This window comes from Citrobacter sp. CtB7.12 (assembly GCF_001297795.1).
GTDB classification, from domain to species: domain Bacteria; phylum Pseudomonadota; class Gammaproteobacteria; order Enterobacterales; family Enterobacteriaceae; genus Citrobacter_A; species Citrobacter_A amalonaticus.
On the sequence record NZ_LIFT01000003.1, the window covers coordinates 222,706 to 244,813 of the forward strand.

Below are 22,108 nucleotides of genomic sequence, written 5' to 3' on the forward strand. Positions count from 1 at the left end.
GTTTACAGCGCGAGGTAAGTTGATATAAATCAAAGCAAAAGTTGTCGATATCTCAACGGAAAAATCATGATCACCCTAAGTGAGTAGGATAATTCACCAAAAAATACGTGGTTTTTCACAGTGCTGCCTGCCGCAGCTACCCCCTTCCTCAAATCCCCTCCGGATACGGCAATTAAGAGGTAACTCGCTTTAGGTATGGGTATACTCCAGGGGATGGTCGAGAATAACGCCACTGCCGATTCTGCCCGGCACTCTCGTCATTCATTGAGGTTTCCCCATTCGCTGTCCGGAGACCTGAAGGAAGAAGGTTTTATGCTAAAACGTTGTCTCTCTCCGCTCACGCTGGTTAACCAGGTGGCGCTTATTGTGATGCTCTCAACCGCGATCGGCGTGGCGGGTATGGCTGTCTCTGGCTGGCTGGTTCAGGGCGTCCAGGGTAGCGCGCACGCCATTAATAAAACCGGATCGCTGCGGATGCAAAGCTATCGACTGCTCGCCGCGGTACCACTGAGCGCTGACGACCAGAAATTGCTTGATGAGATGGAGCAGACCGCGTTCAGCCCGGAACTGACCCGCGCAGCAGAACGCGACGGTCAGCAGGAACAACTGCGCGCCCTCCAGGATTACTGGCATCGCGAACTCTCCCCCGGCCTGCGGCAAGCCAGTAGCAGAGACGCCGTCGCGGCCGACGTCAACCAGTTTGTCGCTGGCCTTGATCGGCTCGTCTCCGCGTTTGACCACACCACCGAAATGCGCATCGAACGCGTGGTGATGGTGCACCGGGTGATGGCGATTTTTATGGCGCTGCTGCTGGTCTTTACCATTATCTGGCTGCGGGCGCGACTGCTTCAGCCGTGGAAGCAATTGTTGTCGATGGCCCGCGCCGTCAGTCAGCGCGACTTTACCCAACGCGCGCAAATCGGCGGGCGTAATGAGATGGCGATGCTCGGCGACGCGCTTAATAACATGTCCGACGAACTGGCAGAAAGCTATTCAGTGCTCGAACAACGCGTCAGAGAAAAAACGGCCGGGCTGGAGCAGAAAAACCAGATCCTCTCTTTTCTCTGGCAGGCCAACCGCCGTCTGCATTCGCCGGTGCCGCTTTGCGAACGACTCTCCCCGGTGCTGAACGGTCTGCAAAACCTGACCCAAATGCATGACATCGAACTGCGGGTTTATGACCAGGAAGATGAAGAGAACCATCAGGAATTTACCTGCCAGTCCGATATCAGCTGTGATGATAAAGGGTGCCATCTCTGTCCCCGCGAGTCGCTGCCGCCAATTGAAGGGGGAATGACGCTGAAATGGCGCTTAACGGACACCCATACCCAGTACGGCATTTTGCTGGCGACCCTGCCGCAGGGGCATCACCTGAGTCACGATCAGCAGCAACTGGTGGATACCGTCGTGGAACAGCTCACCGCGACGCTGGCGTTGGATCGCAATCAGGAACGCCAGCAGCAGTTGATTGTCATGGAAGAGCGTGCAACCATTGCGCGCGAACTGCATGATTCTATTGCACAATCACTGTCCTGTATGAAGATGCAGGTCAGTTGCCTGCAAATGCAGGGAGAGACATTGCCGGACAGCAGCCGCGACCTGCTCGGCCAGATCCGCAACGAGCTGAATGCGTCTTGGGCGCAACTGCGTGAACTGTTGACGACGTTTCGCTTACGGCTGACGGAACCCGGTCTGCGCCCCGCGCTGGAAGCCAGCTGCCAGGAATACAGCGCCCGTTTTGGTTTTACGGTGAAACTGGATTACCAGTTACCACCGCGCCTGGTGCCTTCGCATCAGGCGATTCACCTGCTGCAAATTGCCCGCGAAGCCTTAAGCAATGCGCTTAAGCATTCTCACGCTGATGATGTGGTGGTCACCGTGGCGCTGAAAGGCAAGCAGGTAAAATTGACTGTACAGGACAACGGCTGCGGTGTTCCTGAGAACGCCGAACGCAGTAACCACTATGGCATGATCATTATGCGTGACCGGGCACAGAGCCTGCGCGGAGATTGCCAGGTACGCCGTCGCGAGACGGGAGGCACTGAAGTCGCTGTCACGTTTATTCCCGAAAAATACTTCACAGAAGTTCAAGGAGATACCCATGAATAATCAGGAACCGGCAACTATCCTGCTCATCGACGATCATCCGATGTTGCGGACCGGCGTCAAACAGCTTGTCAGCATGGCGCCCGATATCACCGTGGTCGGTGAAGCCAGCAACGGCGAACAGGGTATCGAACTGGCCGAATCGCTTGACCCGGATCTGATCCTGCTCGACCTGAACATGCCGGGGATGAACGGGCTGGAAACCTTAGACAAATTACGTGAGAAAGCGCTGTCCGGACGGATCGTCGTCTTTAGCGTGTCGAATCATGAGGAAGATGTCGTGACGGCGCTCAAGCGCGGGGCTGATGGTTATCTGTTGAAGGATATGGAACCGGAAGATCTGCTTAAGTCGTTACAGCAGGCTGCCGCCGGAGAGATGGTCTTAAGCGAAGCGTTAACGCCGGTGCTGGCTGCCAGCCTGCGCGCCAACCGCGCCACCTCCGATCGCGATGTCACCCAACTTACCCCGCGTGAGCGTGACATTCTGAAGCTTATCGCCCAGGGTCTACCGAACAAAATGATTGCCCGCCGCCTGGATATCACCGAGAGCACGGTGAAAGTCCACGTGAAGCATATGCTGAAGAAGATGAAGCTTAAATCACGTGTTGAAGCGGCAGTGTGGGTGCATCAGGAACGTATCTTCTGATTACTCCTCCGGGAGCAACCTCCAGCGCGGATCGTCCCCTGGCATTGCCATAAAGGGTTCCGTCAGCGTGAGCGTGATCTCATTGGAAGAGACACGCTGCCCCTTCTCATCTTCCACCACTACCGACAACTGCCAGCGGTTATTCGCGCCTTCGCTGCTGTCCCAGGCCGGCATAATCACCGTCCAGCCCTCAACGCTTTCCGCGTTTGCCCCCGCCGTCAGGCTCAGCGCCTGCGCGTCCCCCTGCCAGGTGAGATGACGAACGCCATGCCGACTACGTACCTGCAATTTTAGCGGCACCGTTTCGCCCGGATGCAGATCCCACGGTGGGGTTGCCAGAAATACGCTCAGGGTTTTGCGCTGACGATACTCCATCGTCGGCAGGTTGTTGCGCTGCGGATGATCGTAGCGGCTTCCGCGCAGCGACTGGCTCTCCGCCACCTCGCTGGCAGCCAGTTGTTTTTTCAGCGGTACGCCGAAGCGGTAGTTCAGGTTCAGCCCGAGGTTGTTCTGGCTGAGACCGCTCTCCCCCTGCTTGTGCTGGGCGGTGACCGTGACCAGCGGGACCGGGGTGTAATTCAGCCCCAGTTTCACCGCCACCGGATTGTGATAGCCCGTTCCGGAATCGAACAGATCGACGCTGTCACCAAAATATTGTTCCACGCTAACGCTGGTATTGAGATATTCGTAGAACGGCAGTCGCATTTGCGCCGTTACGTCGTAACCGCGCGCCATTCGTTGCTCCAGCGTCGGCGTATGGGCGCGCCATGAGGCAAACGGCTGGTAATAATTGGCCGACAGCCGCAGGTATTCCCCCCACGCTTCAGCGCCCAACCCGCCGCGCTGGAGGTTTTCATCGAGCAGATTATCGTAGAAAGTGTTATAGCCGAGCAGCCAGCCGTCACGCACCCAGCGCTGGCCGATACCCACATTACTCACCAGCCCGTCATCCTGCTGAGTAAGACCCAGTTGACTCCAGGTGAGGTAGCGCGAGTTATCCTGCCAGGGGACAAACCAGCTTCCGCGACTACCGTTGAAATTGCCTTCGTTATCGACCTGCACGTTGACGCTGGCCTTCCCCCATGGCGACAGCCAGGATTCCAGTTGTTGATTCACCTGCTCACTCACCGCATCGCGCACCTGGCCAAAGGCAAATTGTTTTGCCTGCTCGCCGGTGTCCAGACCGTTGTCGATCATGCTCGCCTCGCCAAAGGCTTTTACCATCTCGGCGAAATGTTTTTCGCCTTCATGCGATTCGGGAGCCATGCCCAGATCGGGCAACCCGTCCTGGTTATTATCAAAGGGATTTTCGGCCTGTTGCATAAAGGAGGATTGTGCACTGGCGTGACCGCCTGCTAACAGCAAGAGTAACCAGAGAGGGAGGGAATGCGATACAAAACGACTCAAATTGACGATAGCTTCTTACGGAATTCAGTTAACTTAACCTTTAAAAGCTTACCTGACTCCTCGTCGTTTTGCAGGTTTTCTCACACTTTCAGGAATATCCTTACTCTTGCCAGGCTCTCCTTTTCCTCAGACTTTCGTTGGTATCACCCCGCTTGCGCGGTAACATAAGTGACTGACAATTCAAACTTCCCCGCTAACAGGAGTCAACATGCAAAAGATAGTGATCATTGCCAACGGTGCGGCATACGGTAGCGAATCGTTATTTAACAGCCTGCGGCTGGCGATCGCGTTACGTGAACAGGCGAGCGACCTCGACCTTCGTCTGTTTCTGATGTCGGATGCCGTTACGGCGGGTTTGCGCGGTCAGAAGCCCACAGAAGGCTACAACATCCAGCAGATGCTGGAGATCCTTACTGCCCAGAACGTCCCGGTAAAACTGTGCAAGACCTGCACGGACGGGCGCGGGATCACGACACTGCCGCTGATCGACGGCGTGGAAGTCGGAACGCTGGTGGAACTGGCGCAATGGACGCTGGCCGCAGACAAAGTGCTCACCTTTTAATCCCCCTTTTCAGGCAAGCTTGCTGAAACAGCCGGTTATTTCCGAATTTAATCTTATTGGGGCGTATCTTTACCAAAAGTAAGTGCGCCCGATCACGCTTTTCTCCGGGATTTTGTCACTATTGTTTAATCGTTATGCCATTTTTTGATCAAAATCAGCATCCGCAGCCTAACTCTTTGGTGTTATGCCTCATGGGTAAAATGTGAACAACATCACGCAGCACTTCCGAAAGGAAGTACGTTGTTTTCAATACGGGGTGAGAAATGGCATTAGTAAAGGCAAGTTTGAAGTTATTTGGTGGGGATACCGTGGTCGTACGCTGTTCGGAGCGTTGCCACATCCATCTGATGAGCGAAAAAAATCACGTTAAAGACACGCAGACCGACATATTAAGCGTGCAGAACCGTGATAACGCATGGTTGACCGTACCGTATACCGGCGTCTGGAATGTCCTGATCGACAGTCATAGCCAGTCGCTTGAACATTCCATCAGTTATATCGCTGCCTGATACGCAAATGGCCCGGTCGCGCTTACGCAGCCGGGCCGACATAAGCCTCACGCGAAACCCGGCCGCATAACACCTTCAGGCAGGGACTCCCCTAACAAACCGCGCACGTTAGTCACCAGATCGTTAAGACACTCATCCTGCATCCCCAGTTTCTGCAACTCCTGTTCAAGCGAAAACAGGTACTGCGCGTTCGTGCCAAGCGGCCCACTGGCAGCAGCAATCAACGGGGCGATAATTTGCGCTCGCGTGTCCGACTCATACAGCGGATGGCGCGGATCCATAATAAATACCAGTGCATTGACCGTTCGTCCGTCGTCCAACGTCAGTTGACACCACGTCGGCAGGTAGCAGCCGGTGATCATTTCGCGCTTCCACAACAGCGTTAATTCCTGTTCAAGCGAGGCATCCGGAAGACGATAGGCCACACCGGTGGTGCGTCCGCCCTCTTTTAGTGCAAGCATTCGTCCCGGCTGACACGCGGTTCCGCGCCCTGCCGTGAGACGCAGGCAAAAGGCCCGATGCCATCCCACCAGCGTACCGGTACATGACTCCTCAAATTCTAACGCCGGGTTCCACATCAACGATCCATAACCGAAGATCCACACCGGTCCATCATCTGGTCGGCATGCCAGCGTCGCCGCAAGGGACGCTGCACGTTGCTCTGCTGACCATAAGAGTGATTCTTCAATAGCACCAAATGCCGTTTTACAATCGGCATTCATCAAGAAATCACGCGTTAACACCTTACACCTCCGCCACTGCATACTTCCCTGCGACAACTTTTTGACGCCTTCCGGGCATTTTAACTGCTCATTTTGAAACCAATATCACGACAATATGCAATTCATGGGCCGCTTGCAAGGCAGCAACGGGGGCGGGTAGCACGATTCGCCTACGCGTTCACGGGAGCTATAGCGTTAGACCTTATAATTGAAGTGGTTAGGATTTCTTATGCCACTTCTCATCTTCACCTTTGGCATACTCTTTTTTCACTGCTGACCACGCCACCTTATGTGCGGTCTCTTCCCGACTGGCATCATCGCGGCGATCGGCTTTGTCCTTGTACTGCTCCCAGGCGCTATTGAACGCCTCTTTGTAGATCTCCTGGGCATGGGCGGGTAAGACGTGTTGTACGCTGTCTGGCAGATCTTTTTTTGCTTGATAGGGCATCATTGACTCCACTTTTTGGCTAAACCTTAAGTGTGGTCAACCCTGAGCGCCTCTGCCACTACAATAAGGTTTATTCGTCCTGCAGCCTGCATAAGTTTCTGTTATTTAAACACTCTATAAACAAGAGTTTCTCTTTCTGTCGTTTTAAAGGTGAAAGGCCGAAATGCCGTAAAATTTCGTAAAATATCACCGTAAAGCCTGCGTTTTCTGTTATTTTTTACACGCTTTATTACATTTATAACTAAAATCGACCTGCAGAGATGGAGAGCATTCATGACACATGCACATGAGGCGGTGAAAACCCGCCATAAGGAGACATCGCTTATTTTCCCGGTTGTGGCGCTGGTAGTGCTGTTCCTGTGGGGGGGCAGCCATTCACTACCAGCGGTAATCGGCATTAACCTTCTTGCCCTGATTGGTATTTTAAGCAGCGCCTTTAGCGTTGTTCGTCACGCCGACGTACTGGCTCATCGCCTCGGCGAACCCTACGGCTCACTCATTCTGAGCCTGTCCGTGGTCATTCTTGAAGTCAGCCTGATCTCAGCGCTGATGGCGACCGGTGATGCGGCACCTACGCTGATGCGCGACACGCTCTATTCCATCATCATGATTGTCACTGGTGGTCTGGTGGGCTTTTCGTTATTACTGGGCGGGCGTAAGTTCGCCACTCAGTATATGAATCTGTTCGGTATCAAACAGTATCTGATTGCCTTGTTTCCGCTGGCAATTATCGTGCTGGTGTTTCCGATGGCGCTGCCCGGTGCGAATTTCACCACCGGCCAGGCGCTGTTGGTGGCCTTAATTTCTGCCGCGATGTACGGCGTATTCCTGCTCATTCAGACCAAAACGCACCAGAGTCTGTTTGTTTATGAGCACGAAGATGACAGCGACGACGACGACCCGCATCACGGTAAGCCCTCTGCGCACAGTAATGTGTGGCATGCCGTCTGGCTGGTGATTCATCTGATTGCGGTCATTGCCGTCACCAAGATGAACGCAAACCCGCTGGAGACACTGCTGACCGAACTGAACGCCCCGGTCGCCTTTACCGGCTTCCTGGTCGCGCTGCTGATCCTCTCTCCGGAAGGGCTTGGGGCGCTGAAAGCAGTGCTGAATAACCAGGTGCAGCGCGCCATGAATCTGTTCTTCGGTTCAGTGCTGGCCACTATCTCTCTGACGGTACCGGTGGTAACGCTGATTGCGTGGGCGACGGGGAATGACCTGGTGTTCGGCTTAGACGCACCAGAAATGGTGGTGATGGTAGCGTCACTGGTGCTGTGCCATATCTCGTTCTCAACGGGGCGCACTAACGTACTGAACGGTGCGGCGCATCTGGCGCTGTTTGCCGCCTATCTGATGACGATCTTTGCCTGATCCCTCAGACGAAAAAAACCCCGCTGCGGCGGGGTTTTCTGTTTCTGCGTGACTTAGTTCTCAGTGTCGAGCTCGTCGAAGCTTTTCACCAGATCGTCAACCGCTTTCATCTGCACCAGGAACTGTTCCAGCTTCGCCAGCGGTAGCGCGGATGGGCCGTCGCATTTCGCGTTGTCCGGATCCGGATGCGCTTCAATGAACAGACCGGCCAGACCGACCGCCATACCGGCACGCGCCAGCTCAGTCACCTGACCACGACGGCCACCAGACGCTGCGCCAAACGGGTCGCGGCACTGCAGCGCGTGGGTCACGTCGAAAATCACCGGGCTGTTGCCAGAAACTTTCTTCATCACGCTGAAGCCCAGCATATCGACAACGAGGTTGTCATAACCGAAGTTTGCCCCACGGTCACACAGGATCACCTTGTCGTTACCACCTTCATGGAATTTATCCACGATGTTGCCCATCTGACCCGGGCTCACGAACTGCGGTTTCTTCACGTTGATGACCGCGCCGGTTTTCGCCATCGCTTCCACCAGATCGGTCTGACGCGCGAGGAACGCCGGTAACTGAATCACATCTACAACGTCAGCGACAGGCTGCGCCTGGCTGGCTTCATGAACGTCGGTGATCACTTTTACGCCAAAGGTCTGCTTCAGTTCCTGGAAGATTTTCATCCCTTCTTCCAGGCCCGGTCCACGGTAGGAGTGGATAGAGGAACGGTTGGCTTTATCAAAAGAGGCCTTGAACACGTAAGGGATACCCAGTTTCTGGGTAACGGTCACGTAGTGCTCACAAATGCGCATCGCCAGATCGCGCGATTCCAGCACGTTCATCCCGCCAAACAGCACGAACGGCAGATCGTTTGCTACCTTGATGTCGCCAATGCTAACCACTTTTTGTTTCATAGGATCGCCTTAATGATGAGTAAGAATGTCGATAAATTAATGCAGGACAATTTGCTTATGCGAGATGTTATTAATCTGCGCACGAATCATTTCGCTGATCGGGTCTTCCGGACACTGCTCAACGAAATAGCTTAAATCGGTCAGCGCGACATGTTCACATTCCAGTTGCGCATAAATTAAGCCCCGGTCACGTATTTCATACGGATCTTCCGGGTTAAATTGCAGTAACGCTTCGCTCGCTCGCAGCGCCAGCTCCATCTGTTGTTCTTCCATTAAGGAAGATTTCAGCGTGTCCAGCAGCTTGCGAATCACTTCCGCGTTATCCGCTTCATCCAGGTCCTCGTTAAATAACTCAGCGACCGGACTGATATTCCCCTTCAGCCACACTTCCAGCGTATGCTCATTCAACGTTTCCCCGTTAAACGGGTTGATGAGCCACATCTCGCCTTCCAGCGACTCGATACGCAAAATAAGCTGCGTCGGGAATATCACCGGCACCAGTGGTAATGACAATCGGTTGGCAATCCACAGTAAAATTGCCCCCAGTGACACCGCACTGCCCTGGCGGTTCTTCAGTACCTGGTCAAGCCATAGCGCGTCGGACAAGCGGTAAACGCCGCGGGTGTCAGTAAAGCCCCACTCGCCGTAGAAAAGTGCCAGCAATTTTTCCAGTTGCTCATCCTGAGACAAAAGCTGGCTAATTTCTTCTTGCGCCAGGCTGACCAGACGTTCCAGCTCGTCATAGACAGTTTGCGAAGGGAAATCCAGGCGGATCGATTCCGATGCCAGGATCATCCCGTCGCACAATGGCGCTTTGTTAAATTCGAAATCAGCTAACGACCTCATGACTTACCCCAGTAACGGTATTTTTGTGGTGGCGAGTTTAATGATGATGTACAGCACCACCAGCGCCAGCGGGAACGCGATTAATCGCGCCTGCCGACTGCGCGCCCGACGGTAATCGAGCGCAATAAAACCCAAAACGATGTAAATGATAACTCCAAACAGCTTCTCAGTCAGCCATGTCCCCTGCTCCGTGAATGGCAGGATGTGCGTTTTAGCGATCAACCCCATACCAGTGAGCAACAAAACGGTGTCAACAATCGGCGGTACGACGCGCGTCCAGCGCGCGTGAGCCCGCGCAGAATGACATTCACTCCACCCATAACGCAGCACAAACAGACTAACGGAAAGCGCAATGCTAGCGAGGTGAACCCCTAACAGGAGCGTAACGCTGTTCATACGGGCTTGCATCCGAGCGTAAGACGCTCGTTGTCGCCATAATCGCGACAGGTTTCTACCGCCTGGTAGCCCGCGCGATTAAAGGCGTCACGCACCACGGCGCCCTGCTGCCAGCCATGCTCGATCAACAGAAAACCGCCCGCTTCCAGCCGCGTGCGAGATTGCTCGATGATGTGCACAATGTCGGCCATTCCGCAGTCACCGGCGACCAGGGCGCTCAGCGGTTCGAAGCGGACATCGCCCTGCGCCAGATGCGGATCCTGCTCGTCAATGTACGGCGGATTGCTGACAATCATCGCAAACTGCTGCCCCGGCAAGGCGCTAAACCAGTCGCTTTGCAGAATATGGACATTGTTGATAGCCAGATGAGCCGCATTACGCTGCGCCAGCGCAACGGCATCCGGCATTCTGTCAACCGCCGTGACCTCGCAGTCAGGGCGCTCAGACGCCAGCGCCAGCGCAATCGCACCGGTGCCAGTACCCAGATCGAGAATGCGGCACGGGGTTGTTGGCAGTCGCGCCAGCGCCTGCTCCACCAGACATTCGGTATCCGGACGCGGGATCAACGTGGCCGGTGAAACAAACAGCGGCAACGACCAGAATTCCCGCACGCCAGTTAAATGTGCGATCGGTTCCCCCCGTTGACGGCGAGCCAGCAGCGTCGCCAGTTGCGCCTGCTGGGCGTCGGTCAACGTCGTTTCGCCAAACGCCAGTATCCAGGTGCGCCCTTTTCCGGTCACGAATTCGAGTAAGATCTCGGCATCGCGACGCGGGCTTTCACTCTCCTGTAGCTGGCTTATCGCCTCACGTAACCAGTGCTGAAAATCCATTATTCCTGCTCGGACAGCGCCGCCAGCTGATCGGCCTGGTATTCCTGCACGATCGGCTCAATCAGCATATCCAGTTTGCCTTCCATTGCTTCATCCAGACGGTAGAGCGTCAGGTTGATGCGGTGATCGGTCACACGCCCCTGCGGAAAGTTGTAGGTCCGGTTGCGATCGCTGCGGTCGCCGCTGCCCAGCAGGTTACGACGCGTTGACGCTTCGGCCTGCTGACGCTTCGCCACTTCTGCCGCGCGAATACGCGCGCCGAGCACCGAGAGCGCTTTGGCTTTGTTCTTGTGCTGCGAACGTTCGTCCTGACACTCCACCACAATGCCGGTCGGCAGGTGAGTAATACGGATCGCGGAGTCGGTGGTGTTAACGTGCTGACCACCCGCCCCGGAGGAACGGAAGGTATCAATACGGAGATCGGCCGGGTTGATATCCGGCAGTTCGGCTTCCGGCAGCTCCGGCATCACCGCCACGGTACAGGCAGAGGTGTGGATTCGGCCCTGCGATTCCGTTGCCGGTACGCGCTGCACACGATGCCCGCCGGACTCAAACTTCAGTCGACCATAGACGCCGTCGCCGCTGATCTTGGCGATAATCTCTTTATAGCCGCCGTGCTCGCCTTCGCTGGCGCTCATGATCTCCACGCGCCAGCGGCGTGTTTCGGCATAGCGGCAGTACATGCGGAACAGATCGCCGGCAAATAAGGCCGCTTCATCACCGCCAGTCCCGGCGCGAACTTCCAGAAACGCATTGCGTTCATCGTCCGGATCTTTCGGCAGTAACAATACCTGTAGCTGCTGTTCCAGTTGTTCACTCTTGTCTTTCGCTTCGCGCAGTTCTTCCTGCGCCATTTCACGCATTTCAGGATCGTCGAGCATCATTTGTGCTGTTTCGATATCGTCCTGAATCTGTTGCCAGTCCGTAAAACAGCGAGAAACATCGCTTAGCTGTGCATACTCGCGCGACAGTGCGCGAAAACGTTCCTGGTCTGCGATGGTTCCCGCATCACCCAGCAGCGCCTGAACTTCTTCATGGCGTTCATGCAGGGCTTCCAGTTTGGCAACGATAGAAGGCTTCATAGGCGTAAATGCACCTTGTAAAAAGAAGGGTGTGTTGCTACTCCAGCCCGAGGCTGTCGCGCAAGATATTCAGGCGTTCGTCATCCCCGTCACGGGCGGCCTGCTGAAGAGATTTGGTTGGTGCATGGATCAGGCGGTTGGTCAGTTTCCATGCCAGATCCTGCATAATGGCCTGCGCGTCACCGCCCTGTTCCAGAGCAGCAAGCGCTTTTGCAGTCAGTTCATCCCGTACATGCTCAGCCTGACTCCGGTATTCACGAATGGTTTCACTGGCGCCCTGAGCACGCAGCCAGGCCATAAACTCGCTGGTTTCCTGCGCGACAATCGTTTCGGCTTCCACTGCCGCAGCTTTGCGCTGCGCCAGGTTGTGCGAAATGATGCTTTGCAGATCGTCAACGCTATAGAGATAAGCGTTCGCCAGTTTACCGACTTCCGGTTCGACATCGCGCGGAACGGCGATATCCACCAGCAACATCGGCTGATTGCGGCGGCTTTTCAGCGCACGCTCCACCATCCCTTTACCAATGATAGGCAGCGGGCTGGCGGTTGAACTGATGATAATGTCAGCTTCCCGCAGACGTTCATCGATGTCGCTGAGTGCGATCACTTCAGCACCCACTTCATCGGCCAGAACCTGCGCCCGCTCACGGGTGCGGTTGGCGATAATCATCTTCTGCACTTTGTGTTCGCGCAGATGGCGCGCCACCAGTTCGATGGTTTCGCCCGCGCCGACCAACAGCACAGTGACCGTGGAAAGTGATTCAAAGATTTGGCGCGCCAGCGTACAGGCGGCAAACGCAACGGACACGGCGCTGGCGCCGATATCGGTTTCGGTACGAACCCGTTTGGCAACGGAGAACGATTTCTGGAACATACGTTCCAGCGCGCTGGCGTTCAGGTGGCCTTTTTGTGAATCCGCAAACGCTTTTTTCACCTGGCCGAGGATCTGTGGTTCACCGAGTACCAGCGAATCCAGACCACTGGCGACACGCATCAGATGGCTGACTGCATCGTTATCCTGGTGCCAGTAGAGACTGCTGCGCAGATCGTCTTCATCAAGATTGTGGAAATCACATAACCAACGAATCAGCGCTTCCTGCAGGTTATCCTGCTCTTCCACGCTCAGATACAGCTCCGTGCGATTACACGTCGACAAGACCACGCCGCCCTGCACCATTGGCTGCGCAAGCAGGCTTTCCAGCGCCTGATCGAGCGTATCTGGCGAAAACGTTACGCGTTCTCGCAGCGATACAGGTGCCGTCTTATGGTTAATGCCGAGCGCTAAAAGGGTCATGTCTGCGGGAGTAGTACCAGCGTTGATATGGTTAGTCTGCTCGCATCATACAGGATGCGCGGAATCAATAAAAGAGAGTGCCCCCTTTTGGAGTAATCGCTTATTGCTTAAATTAAGATAACGTGAACGTAGACGATATACCCGCGCGGCGCTAGCATTAAGGGTTATTATTGCAACGTATCACAAGGATTCGTCATCATTATGACCCTGCCTGATTTTCGCCTGATCCGCCTGCTTCCGCTGGCAACCCTGTTTCTGACCGCCTGTACGATCAACGCGCCGAAAGGCCCGGGGAAAAGTCCGGACTCTCCTCAATGGCGGCAACATCAGCAGGAGGTTCGCCAGTTAAATCAGTATCAAACGCGCGGCGCGTTTGCCTATATTTCCGACGAGCAGAAGGTCTATGCGCGCTTTTTCTGGCAGCAGACCGGCCAGGATCGCTATCGCCTGCTGCTGACCAACCCGCTTGGCAGCACCGAGCTTGAACTGAACGCGCAGCCGGGTAACGTGCAATTGATGGACAATAAAGGCCAGCGCTATATCGCTGACGATGCCGAAGAGATGATCGGCAAGCTGACCGGTATGCCTATCCCGCTAAACAGCCTGCGTCAGTGGATCCTTGGCCTGCCGGGCGACGCGACCGACTATAAACTCGACGACCAGTACCGCCTGAGCGAAGTGAACTACAGCCAGGACGGAAAAAACTGGAAAGTGGTCTATAGCGCGTACGACAGCAAAACCTCCCCGGCAATGCCGGCCAATATGGAACTCTCCGACGGTGCTCAGCGTATCAAGCTGAAAATGGATAACTGGATTGTAAAATGATGACCCAGTGGCCCTCTCCGGCAAAACTGAATCTGTTTTTATACATCACCGGACGACGTGCGGACGGTTATCACACGCTGCAAACGCTGTTTCAGTTCCTCGATTATGGCGACACCCTCAGCCTGGAACCGCGTCGCGACGGCGAAATTCATCTCCTGACGCCGGTTGACGGCGTGGCACATGAAGACAACCTGATCGTCCGTGCCGCGCGACTGCTGATGAAAACAGCCGCAGAGCGCGGTCGGCTGCCAGCCGGTAGCGGTGCGGATATCCGTATCGAAAAGCGTCTGCCGATGGGCGGAGGCCTGGGCGGCGGATCGTCGAACGCGGCAACTGTGCTGGTCGCGCTAAACCATCTCTGGCAGTGTGGTCTGTCGCTGGACGAACTGGCCGAGCTCGGTTTAACGCTCGGGGCTGACGTGCCGGTGTTTGTCCGCGGACACGCCGCCTTTGCCGAAGGCGTCGGAGAGATCCTGACCCCGGTGGAACCGGCCGAAAAATGGTACCTGGTGGCTCATCCTGGCGTCAGTATTCCAACGCCGATGATTTTTAACGATCCCGACCTCCCCCGTAATACGCCAAAAAGGTCAATAGAAACGTTATTAAAATGTGAATTCAGCAATGATTGCGAGGTTATCGCAAGAAAACGTTTTCGCGAGGTTGATGCGGCGCTTTCCTGGCTGTTAGAATACGCGCCGTCGCGCCTGACTGGTACAGGAGCCTGTGTCTTTGCTGAATTCGATACAGAGTCTCGTGCCCGGCAGGTGCTTGAGCAAGCCCCGGAATGGCTCAATGCCTTTGTGGCGAAGGGTGTCAACCTCTCTCCACTGCATAGAGCGTTACTCTAACTCATTGAAGTTTCAGTACGTTGGCGAGATGACGAATTGCCAGACGCATACATCAGTATGTGACTGGTGTGAGGCCTTGAACCCAGCGCGCATAAAACATAAATGATGACGGGTAAGCCGGGCAAGCTGAGTTTCGGTGACAACGTCACCCTGTTCCAGACGTTGCATCGCGCTCGTTAATACACCGCATGGAGAGAGTCCTGCCTGGCCCGCACAGTTTTTGGCAAACTCTTTCCACCAATGGACGCATGCCTGAGGTTCTTCTCGTGCCTGATATGAAGCTTTTTGCTGGTAACGCCACCCCGGAACTAGCACAACGTATTGCCAACCGCCTGTACACTTCTCTCGGCGACGCCGCTGTAGGTCGCTTTAGCGACGGCGAAGTCAGCGTACAAATTAACGAAAATGTACGCGGTGGTGATATTTTCATCATCCAGTCCACTTGTGCTCCAACGAACGACAACCTGATGGAATTGGTCGTTATGGTTGATGCCCTGCGCCGTGCTTCCGCAGGCCGTATCACCGCCGTTATCCCTTACTTTGGCTATGCGCGCCAGGATCGTCGTGTACGTTCCGCTCGTGTGCCGATTACGGCAAAAGTTGTCGCTGACTTCCTGTCCAGCGTCGGCGTTGACCGCGTTCTGACCGTTGACCTGCATGCTGAACAGATCCAGGGCTTCTTCGACGTACCGGTTGATAACGTATTTGGTAGCCCAATTCTGTTAGAAGATATGCTGCAGCTGAATCTGGATAACCCGATTGTGGTTTCTCCGGACATCGGTGGCGTCGTGCGTGCCCGCGCTATCGCTAAGCTGCTTAATGACACCGATATGGCGATCATCGACAAACGCCGTCCGCGTGCAAACGTCTCTCAGGTGATGCACATCATCGGTGACGTAGCGGGTCGTGACTGCGTGCTGGTTGACGATATGATCGACACCGGTGGTACGCTGTGTAAAGCAGCTGAAGCGCTGAAAGAACGTGGTGCAAAACGCGTATTTGCTTATGCCACTCACCCGATCTTCTCAGGCAATGCGGCAAACAACCTGCGTAACTCTGTGATTGATGAAGTCGTTGTCTGCGATACCATTCCGCTGACCGACGAAATCAAAGCACTGCCGAACGTGCGTACGTTGACCCTGTCGGGTATGCTGGCCGAAGCGATTCGTCGTATCAGCAACGAAGAATCGATTTCTGCTATGTTCGAGCATTAATCGAACCCGGCTCAAAGACCCGCTGCGGCGGGTTTTTTTGTCTGTAACCTTTATTTGTATGACTTATGCCTCCTTCACCTGCCAACCCGCCATTTCATTGAGTTGACAGATGATGCGCTCATGGATGAAACATTATTGTGAACAGAATTTTTTCCTCACATGTGATGCCTTTCCGCGCCCTCATCGACGCTTGTTGGAAAGAAAAATATACCGCCTCACGGTTTACCCGTGATGTGATTGCCGGGATCACCGTCGGGATTATTGCTATCCCGCTGGCGATGGCACTGGCTATCGGGAGTGGTGTCGCGCCGCAGTACGGACTTTATACCTCCGCTGTGGCCGGGATTGTTATTGCCTTAACCGGGGGCTCGCGTTTTAGCGTCTCAGGCCCGACCGCCGCGTTTGTGGTGATCCTCTACCCCGTTTCACAACAGTTTGGGCTGGCAGGCCTGCTTGTCGCGACGCTGATGTCCGGGGTCTTCCTGATCCTCTTTGGCCTGGCCCGCTTTGGCCGCCTGATTGAGTACATCCCGGTCTCAGTTACCTTAGGTTTTACCTCAGGGATTGGTATCACCATTGGTACCATGCAAATCAAAGATTTCCTCGGTTTGCAGATGGCCCACGTTCCGGAACACTATCTGCAAAAAGTCGGCGCGCTATTTATGGCTCTGCCGAGCATTAACCTGGGCGATGCCGCCATCGGGGTGGTCACGCTGGGCACGCTGATGATGTGGCCGCGTTTGGGCATTCGCCTGCCGGGCCACCTGCCCGCCCTACTCGCCGGCTGTGCTGTCATGGGGATCGTCAACCTGCTGGGCGGCCACGTTGCCACCATTGGTTCTCAGTTCCACTATATTCTGGCCGACGGCTCACAGGGCAACGGGATACCGCAACTGCTGCCGCAACTGGTGCTGCCGTGGAACCTGCCGGATTCTGATTTCACGTTGAGTTGGGATTCCCTGCGCGCCCTGCTTCCGGCGGCCTTCTCAATGGCCATGCTGGGGGCAATCGAGTCCCTGCTCTGCGCCGTGGTACTCGACGGAATGACCGGCACGAAACACAAAGCCAACAGCGAGCTGATTGGTCAGGGCCTGGGTAATATTGTCGCCCCCTTCTTTGGTGGGATTACCGCAACGGCGGCGATTGCCCGTTCGGCGGCAAACGTCCGCGCTGGCGCAACATCCCCTATTTCCGCCGTGATCCACGCGCTGCTGGTGATCATGGCGCTGCTGGCGCTGGCACCGCTGCTCTCATGGCTGCCGCTGTCGGCGATGGCGGCCCTGCTGCTGATGGTGGCCTGGAACATGAGTGAAGCGCACAAAGTTGTGGATTTGCTGCGTCATGCACCCAAAGACGACATCATTGTGATGATGATGTGTATGTCACTGACAGTGCTGTTTGACATGGTCATTGCCATCAGCGTCGGGATTGTACTGGCCTCGTTACTGTTTATGCGCCGTATTGCACGCATGACGCGACTGGCAGCGGTTAACGTCGAGGTCCCCGATGATGTACTGGTGCTGCGCGTGATCGGCCCACTGTTCTTTGCAGCCGCTGAAGGATTGTTTACCGATCTGGAGTCACGCATCGAAGGAAAACGCATTGTCGTACTGAAATGGGACGCGGTACCGGTGCTGGACGCAGGTGGTCTGGATGCCTTCCAGCGCTTTGTGAAAAGATTGCCAGAAGGCTGCGAACTGCGCGTAAGTAACCTTGAGTTCCAGCCGCTGCGCACGATGGCGCGCGCTGGCATTAAGCCGATTCCGGGTCGTCTGGCCTTTTTCCCGAACCGCGACGCGGCGCTGGCTGATTTATAATCTTTTTGCGCTTACCGGTCTGTTCCTGTACAGGCCGGTAACATTTTCCGCTCTGTCCCCTGTTTTTCCCCTCCCGTGTTGTTATTATCAGCTTTCAGTTTCTGCAAATAAGAGTGACAACTCGTGATTTCATTTACGCTACGTGAAATGACCGGAGAAGATATTCCGGCGGTTCAGTTATTTCTGATTCAACATCTGAATGAATTTTTTGCGGCTGACAGACCTGCCCCTACTCCCGGGCAGGATGTTTTTAACCTGCAACAGCAGTATATTCAACAGCAGCGCAATGTATTGCTGTGCGCCTGGAGCGAAAAGCAGGAACTCATTGCGACCCTGGCCGTCTGCCAATATGACGACCGTATAGCCGAACTTCGCGGACGCTATATTTTGACAGAAACGGCAGAAATTTGTCGCTGCTATGTGGACAAACGTTACCGCAGAAAAGGTATTGGACGTCAGTTACTCGCTTTTGCTGAAACATTCTGCGAGCAGCAGCGGTACAACTTATTATACTTACATACCCATCATTTTTTACCGGGAGGTTATTCATTCTGGCGACGTAATCATTTTCAGGTTGTGATGGATATGCACGATGACTGGCAATTAGTGCATATGGAGAGATCACGTAAATCACGCATGAATAAGAATATTACTTGATCAATGTCAATCAATTCTCATTTAGCTTTTCATTATTACATTTCGACATCCGCAATTTCATCCTCAAAAAAAACATAACACATTGATACACAACAACTAAAATTTATCCCACTCAATAAAATTCGTCTTTCCCCTTGCGATTGATCTTGTTAACAAATGCCGATACAGTCTTTTTCGACAGTATTTCATTGCACCAACATTGTAATGAATAGGAACATGGTGCGGATTATTGCAATCCCATTCCATGACTGCCCCCGCAACTGTAGGCGGATACAGAATATCCTCGTGCAGCATATTTTGTTGCAGGTCACTGTAAAGCGAATCTTTATGGGAAGGCCGATATTCTGATTACCGTGAGTCAGGAGACCTGCTGTCAAATTTATACCCCATTGAGTGGACGGGATGGTCCATGTGATGAATTATTTGATATTAGGCACCGTGAAAGAGTGAATCAGATCCTTGACTGAACCGCTGACTTTCTTTATTTGCATAACGTCATGCATAAATTTCACGATGTCCTGTCATCTATCGTCATGAACTCTCCCGATATATGGAACGATATAATCCATGACCAGACGTTCAGATTCTGGCATGAACGGGATGATAATAATGCACGCTAATGTTACCTCTTTACCTTATAAAAAAATGCTTCTGGTTGTTGCTGGTGCCGCACTGTTTCTCACCTCAGGTCTTTCTCATGCAGCCAAAACGGAATATCCATTGACGATAAAAAACTGTGGTCGGGATATGACATTTCACGCAGCGCCAAAACGTGTTGCCACCGTAGGACAAAACAGCACTGAGATCCTGTATGCGCTGGGCCTGGCCGATCGCGTGGTAGGCACATCGCTGTGGTTCGGGCCCGTTCCCGACGCGTATAAGGCGGCAAATGACAAGATTGCGGTTATTGCGCAGAACATCCCCAGCTTCGAAGGCATCATTGCCAAAAAACCGGATCTGGTCGCCAGCCAGTTCGAATGGCAGATCGGCCCTGCGGGCACGGTGGCGTCTTATGAACAGTTCAGCGAACTGAAAGTCCCGGTCTATACCGCACCGGCAGACTGCGCGAAAGATAACGAAGATGGCGGTGACGGCGTGCGCAAAGGCATGTTTGATATCGCAATGGTCTATCAGGAAGTGGCCGACTTAGCGAGGATCTTCGACGTTCAGGATAAGGGCGAAGAACTGATTGCCAGCCTCAAAGCACGTGAAACGGCAGCGAAGAACAAAATCGCCGGGATGGACAACAGCGTCTCCGCCGTTTTCTGGTTCTCCAGCGCCGACCTGCAATTGGATCCGTATGTCGCCGGGAAATTAGGGCCTGCTGCCTGGATTGCGCAGACCCTGGGTATCAAAAACGTCATTGATTCCGCAGAGGAGTGGCCAACGGTCGGTTGGGAAACCATCGCCAAAGCCCAACCGACAGTGATTGTGCTGGGGGAAATGAGTCGTCGACGTTTCCCGGCCGATGACTGGCAGGTGAAAATGGATTATTTGAAATCCGACCCGGTCACCCAGCTGATCCCCGCCGTTAAAGCCGATCATTTACCAGTGATTGATGTACAGACCATGAATGCCGGAATCAGAACGATTGACGGTGTTGAAAAACTGGCTGACGCCCTGGTTGAGTATGGCTTAGCGCATCCACAAGCCGCGCATTAACCCTCGTTTCGCGCCAGTTCCTGACGGGGCCGGCGCGTGTTATGCACTCCGAAACGCAGGTGACTATGAGCGATTTACGCAGGACGCGTCACGCCGTTAGTCGGCTGGCGGTCAATGTTTGCGGCCACGCCCTCTGGGTTAGCGTGCTGATGTGCGGCGTCCTGCTGGCAGGGATCGCCATTGGCGAGACGTTTATTCCCTGCCAGCACGTATTCAACACGCTGGCAAACCATCTGTTTGATACCGATTATCCGGTTGATGCGCTGGATGCCGGGATCGTCTGGAACTATCGCCTGACCCGTGCGCTGGTCTCCGCCAGTTGTGGCGCCTGCCTGGCCGTGTCCGGCGTGGTTTTACAGTCGTTACTGCGCAATGCGCTTGCCGAGCCGTATCTGCTGGGCATTTCCGCAGGCGCATCAACCGGTGCGGTGCTGGTTGCGCTGACCGGACTGGGCGCCGGGATGATCAGCATGTCGTTCGGCGCATTTGTCGGTGCCCTGACTGCCTTTTTGTTTGTGGCCCTTCTGGCGGTAGCGGCAGGCGGCAGACAAGGCGGGGGGGTGACGACGCAAATCATTCTCGCCGGGATTGCCAGTTCCCAGTTATTCAATGCGCTGACCTCGCTGATCATCACCCGTTCAGCTAACGCGGAACAGGCACGCGGCATTATGTTCTGGTTACTCGGGAATCTGAGCGGCGTCCGCTGGCCGGATGTGGTACTGGCGATCCCCACAGCGTTAGTTGGCGTTGCGATATGCTTCTGTTATGCCCGCCATCTGGATGCCTTCTCTTTTGGCGCGGAGTCCGCCGCCTCACTGGGGATTCCGGTAAAACGCACACGTGGCGTGCTGATTGCCGCCGTAACGGGTATGACGGCCATTATGGTCTCCATCGTCGGCGCAATTGGCTTTGTGGGACTGGTGATCCCTCACGCCGCCCGTCTGCTGGTAGGCCATCAGCACCATCGTTTGCTGCCTGTCAGCGCGCTGATCGGCGCCATTTTCCTGATCGTCGCCGATGTTATCTCCCGCACGCTTCTCCCCGGACAAGTTCTGCCTATCGGCGTTATTACGGCCCTGGTCGGTGCGCCCGCGTTCTCCATCATCCTGATCAGAGGAAACCCGACCAAATGACCGTCAATCCTGTACCGACTCCGGTTGCCATCCGCGACGCGATAATTCAGGCGAAAAGTCTGCACTGGCAGGTGAAAGGCAAAGTGATCGTCAATGACGTCTCACTCAGCGTGGCGCCGGGTGAGTTTGTCGGCATTATCGGCCCCAATGGTTCCGGGAAAACGTCGCTGATTTCATTGCTGGCCGGTCTGCTGAAGCCCACCGCCGGTCACATCCTGTTGCAGCAAAAAGCGCTGCATCGCTATTCACGTCGTCAACTGGCGCAGCAGGTCGCGCTGGTTGAGCAGCAGGCAGAAACCAGTGAGCGCCTGACCGCGATACAGGCCGTCTCGCTGGGGCGAACCCCGTGGCTGAGCCTACTGAATCCGTGGTCGGACAACGATGACGATATCGTCCAGACCATGCTGGAGAAAGTCGATCTTCAGCATCTTCGCCATCGCTGCTGGCACACCTTTTCCGGCGGCGAAAAACAACGCCTGCATATTGCCCGCGCGCTCGCTCAGCAGCCACAACTGCTACTGATGGACGAGCCCACTAATCACCTCGACATTCAACATCAGATTGGCCTTCTCAGTCTGGTGAAACGCGAAAAACTGACGGTTGTCGCCGCTCTCCACGATCTCAATCATGCTGCCATGTTCTGCGATCGCATCATCGTGATGAACGCCGGTCGTCTGGAAATGCAGGGCCGTCCCTGCGCCATTTTCACCCGCGAGAATCTCCGCGCCTGGTTTGGCATTGACGCCATCGTCGAGCGCGATCGCCATGGTGCGAACTGTTTTATTCGTTATCAAAGACCTGAAGAAACCTAAGGAAGCCCCC

Annotated in this window: 22 protein-coding genes and 1 riboswitch; of the genes, 13 read left to right on the forward strand and 9 right to left on the reverse strand. The window is 54.7% G+C overall.

The features are described from left to right. The first annotated feature begins 312 nt into the window (after positions 1-312). Positions 313-2,109: a nitrate/nitrite two-component system sensor histidine kinase NarX gene (gene narX, locus AOY24_RS05025; protein WP_043000492.1), complete on the forward strand. Its 1,797-nt coding sequence runs from the start codon at positions 313-315 to the stop codon at positions 2,107-2,109. Continuing rightward, positions 2,102-2,752 (forward strand): two-component system response regulator NarL, encoded by a 651-nt coding sequence (narL, locus tag AOY24_RS05030; protein WP_042318615.1) that lies wholly within the window; start codon positions 2,102-2,104, stop codon positions 2,750-2,752. The genes narX and narL overlap by 8 nt, the downstream gene beginning before the upstream one ends. Here narL and AOY24_RS05035 read toward each other — a convergent pair whose 3' ends face one another. After that, positions 2,753-4,159, reverse strand: a complete 1,407-nt coding sequence (locus AOY24_RS05035) for a YchO/YchP family invasin (protein ID WP_054176256.1) — start codon at positions 4,157-4,159, stop codon at positions 2,753-2,755. Positions 4,160-4,367: 208 nt separating this feature from the next. Here AOY24_RS05035 and AOY24_RS05040 point away from each other — a divergent pair, with 208 nt between their 5' ends. After that, entirely contained in the window at positions 4,368-4,721 is a 354-nt protein-coding gene (locus tag AOY24_RS05040) for a DsrE/DsrF/TusD sulfur relay family protein (RefSeq protein WP_043000489.1), read from the forward strand. Between the two features lie 263 nt (positions 4,722-4,984). Next, positions 4,985-5,230, forward strand: a complete 246-nt coding sequence (locus AOY24_RS05045) for a DUF1883 domain-containing protein (RefSeq protein WP_042318612.1) — start codon at positions 4,985-4,987, stop codon at positions 5,228-5,230. A gap of 47 nt (positions 5,231-5,277) precedes the next feature. Here AOY24_RS05045 and AOY24_RS05050 read toward each other — a convergent pair whose 3' ends face one another. Further along, positions 5,278-5,973: a gamma-glutamylcyclotransferase gene (locus tag AOY24_RS05050; protein WP_054176257.1), complete on the reverse strand. Its 696-nt coding sequence runs from the start codon at positions 5,971-5,973 to the stop codon at positions 5,278-5,280. 196 nt (positions 5,974-6,169) lie between these two features. After that, complete coding sequence (gene chaB / locus AOY24_RS05055) at positions 6,170-6,400, reverse strand: putative cation transport regulator ChaB (RefSeq protein ID WP_043000487.1); 231 nt, start codon at positions 6,398-6,400, stop codon at positions 6,170-6,172. Positions 6,401-6,673: 273 nt separating this feature from the next. Here chaB and chaA point away from each other — a divergent pair, with 273 nt between their 5' ends. Continuing rightward, a complete protein-coding gene (gene chaA, locus AOY24_RS05060; protein ID WP_043000486.1) occupies positions 6,674-7,774 on the forward strand; it encodes a sodium-potassium/proton antiporter ChaA in 1,101 nt (366 codons plus the stop codon). Positions 7,775-7,827: 53 nt separating this feature from the next. Here the strand turns inward: chaA and kdsA are convergent, their stop codons facing one another. From kdsA to hemA, 6 genes are read right to left on the reverse strand one after another with little or no spacing between them, the layout of a single operon-like run. Continuing rightward, a complete protein-coding gene (gene kdsA, locus AOY24_RS05065) occupies positions 7,828-8,682 on the reverse strand; it encodes a 3-deoxy-8-phosphooctulonate synthase (protein WP_043000485.1) in 855 nt (284 codons plus the stop codon). Positions 8,683-8,718: 36 nt separating this feature from the next. Continuing rightward, positions 8,719-9,528 carry an invasion regulator SirB1 gene (gene sirB1 / locus AOY24_RS05070; RefSeq protein ID WP_043000484.1) on the reverse strand — a complete coding sequence of 270 codons (810 nt, stop codon included), beginning with the start codon at positions 9,526-9,528 and terminating at the stop codon, positions 8,719-8,721. Positions 9,529-9,531: 3 nt separating this feature from the next. Next, the gene (gene sirB2 / locus AOY24_RS05075) at positions 9,532-9,924 is read right to left on the reverse strand and encodes an invasion regulator SirB2 (RefSeq protein ID WP_054176258.1); all 393 of its coding nucleotides are present in this window, start codon (positions 9,922-9,924) and stop codon (positions 9,532-9,534) included. Beyond that, complete coding sequence (gene prmC / locus AOY24_RS05080; protein ID WP_054176259.1) at positions 9,921-10,754, reverse strand: peptide chain release factor N(5)-glutamine methyltransferase; 834 nt, start codon at positions 10,752-10,754, stop codon at positions 9,921-9,923. The genes sirB2 and prmC overlap by 4 nt, the downstream gene beginning before the upstream one ends. Further along, the gene (gene prfA, locus AOY24_RS05085) at positions 10,754-11,836 is read right to left on the reverse strand and encodes a peptide chain release factor 1 (RefSeq protein WP_054176260.1); all 1,083 of its coding nucleotides are present in this window, start codon (positions 11,834-11,836) and stop codon (positions 10,754-10,756) included. The genes prmC and prfA overlap by 1 nt, the downstream gene beginning before the upstream one ends. 37 nt (positions 11,837-11,873) lie before the next feature. Continuing rightward, positions 11,874-13,130, reverse strand: a complete 1,257-nt coding sequence (hemA, locus tag AOY24_RS05090) for a glutamyl-tRNA reductase (protein WP_054176261.1) — start codon at positions 13,128-13,130, stop codon at positions 11,874-11,876. Between the two features lie 201 nt (positions 13,131-13,331). On the opposite strand from hemA, the gene lolB reads away from it, so the two are divergent. The 8 genes from lolB (at position 13,332) to AOY24_RS05130 (ending at position 22,098) form a co-directional block, all read left to right on the forward strand. Then, entirely contained in the window at positions 13,332-13,955 is a 624-nt protein-coding gene (gene lolB / locus AOY24_RS05095; protein WP_054176262.1) for a lipoprotein insertase outer membrane protein LolB, read from the forward strand. Further along, positions 13,952-14,803, forward strand: coding sequence for a 4-(cytidine 5'-diphospho)-2-C-methyl-D-erythritol kinase (ispE, locus tag AOY24_RS05100; RefSeq protein ID WP_043000478.1), 852 nt, complete (start codon positions 13,952-13,954; stop codon positions 14,801-14,803). The genes lolB and ispE overlap by 4 nt, the downstream gene beginning before the upstream one ends. Positions 14,804-15,069: 266 nt before the next feature. After that, the gene (gene prs / locus AOY24_RS05105) at positions 15,070-16,017 is read left to right on the forward strand and encodes a ribose-phosphate diphosphokinase (protein ID WP_001518537.1); all 948 of its coding nucleotides are present in this window, start codon (positions 15,070-15,072) and stop codon (positions 16,015-16,017) included. Between the two features lie 137 nt (positions 16,018-16,154). After that, complete coding sequence (dauA, locus tag AOY24_RS05110; RefSeq protein WP_071888393.1) at positions 16,155-17,834, forward strand: C4-dicarboxylic acid transporter DauA; 1,680 nt, start codon at positions 16,155-16,157, stop codon at positions 17,832-17,834. Between the two features lie 147 nt (positions 17,835-17,981). Then, positions 17,982-18,491 carry an N-acetyltransferase gene (locus tag AOY24_RS05115; RefSeq protein ID WP_043001918.1) on the forward strand — a complete coding sequence of 170 codons (510 nt, stop codon included), beginning with the start codon at positions 17,982-17,984 and terminating at the stop codon, positions 18,489-18,491. Positions 18,492-18,652: 161 nt separating this feature from the next. Beyond that, positions 18,653-18,881, forward strand: a riboswitch (cobalamin riboswitch). 219 nt (positions 18,882-19,100) lie between these two features. Continuing rightward, positions 19,101-20,153 (forward strand): ABC transporter substrate-binding protein, encoded by a 1,053-nt coding sequence (locus AOY24_RS05120; RefSeq protein WP_054176263.1) that lies wholly within the window; start codon positions 19,101-19,103, stop codon positions 20,151-20,153. 65 nt (positions 20,154-20,218) lie between these two features. Beyond that, positions 20,219-21,286 (forward strand): iron ABC transporter permease, encoded by a 1,068-nt coding sequence (locus AOY24_RS05125; RefSeq protein ID WP_054176351.1) that lies wholly within the window; start codon positions 20,219-20,221, stop codon positions 21,284-21,286. Beyond that, positions 21,283-22,098: an ABC transporter ATP-binding protein gene (locus AOY24_RS05130; RefSeq protein WP_054176264.1), complete on the forward strand. Its 816-nt coding sequence runs from the start codon at positions 21,283-21,285 to the stop codon at positions 22,096-22,098. Before AOY24_RS05125 ends, AOY24_RS05130 begins: the two co-directional genes overlap by 4 nt. Positions 22,099-22,108 lie beyond the last annotated feature (10 nt).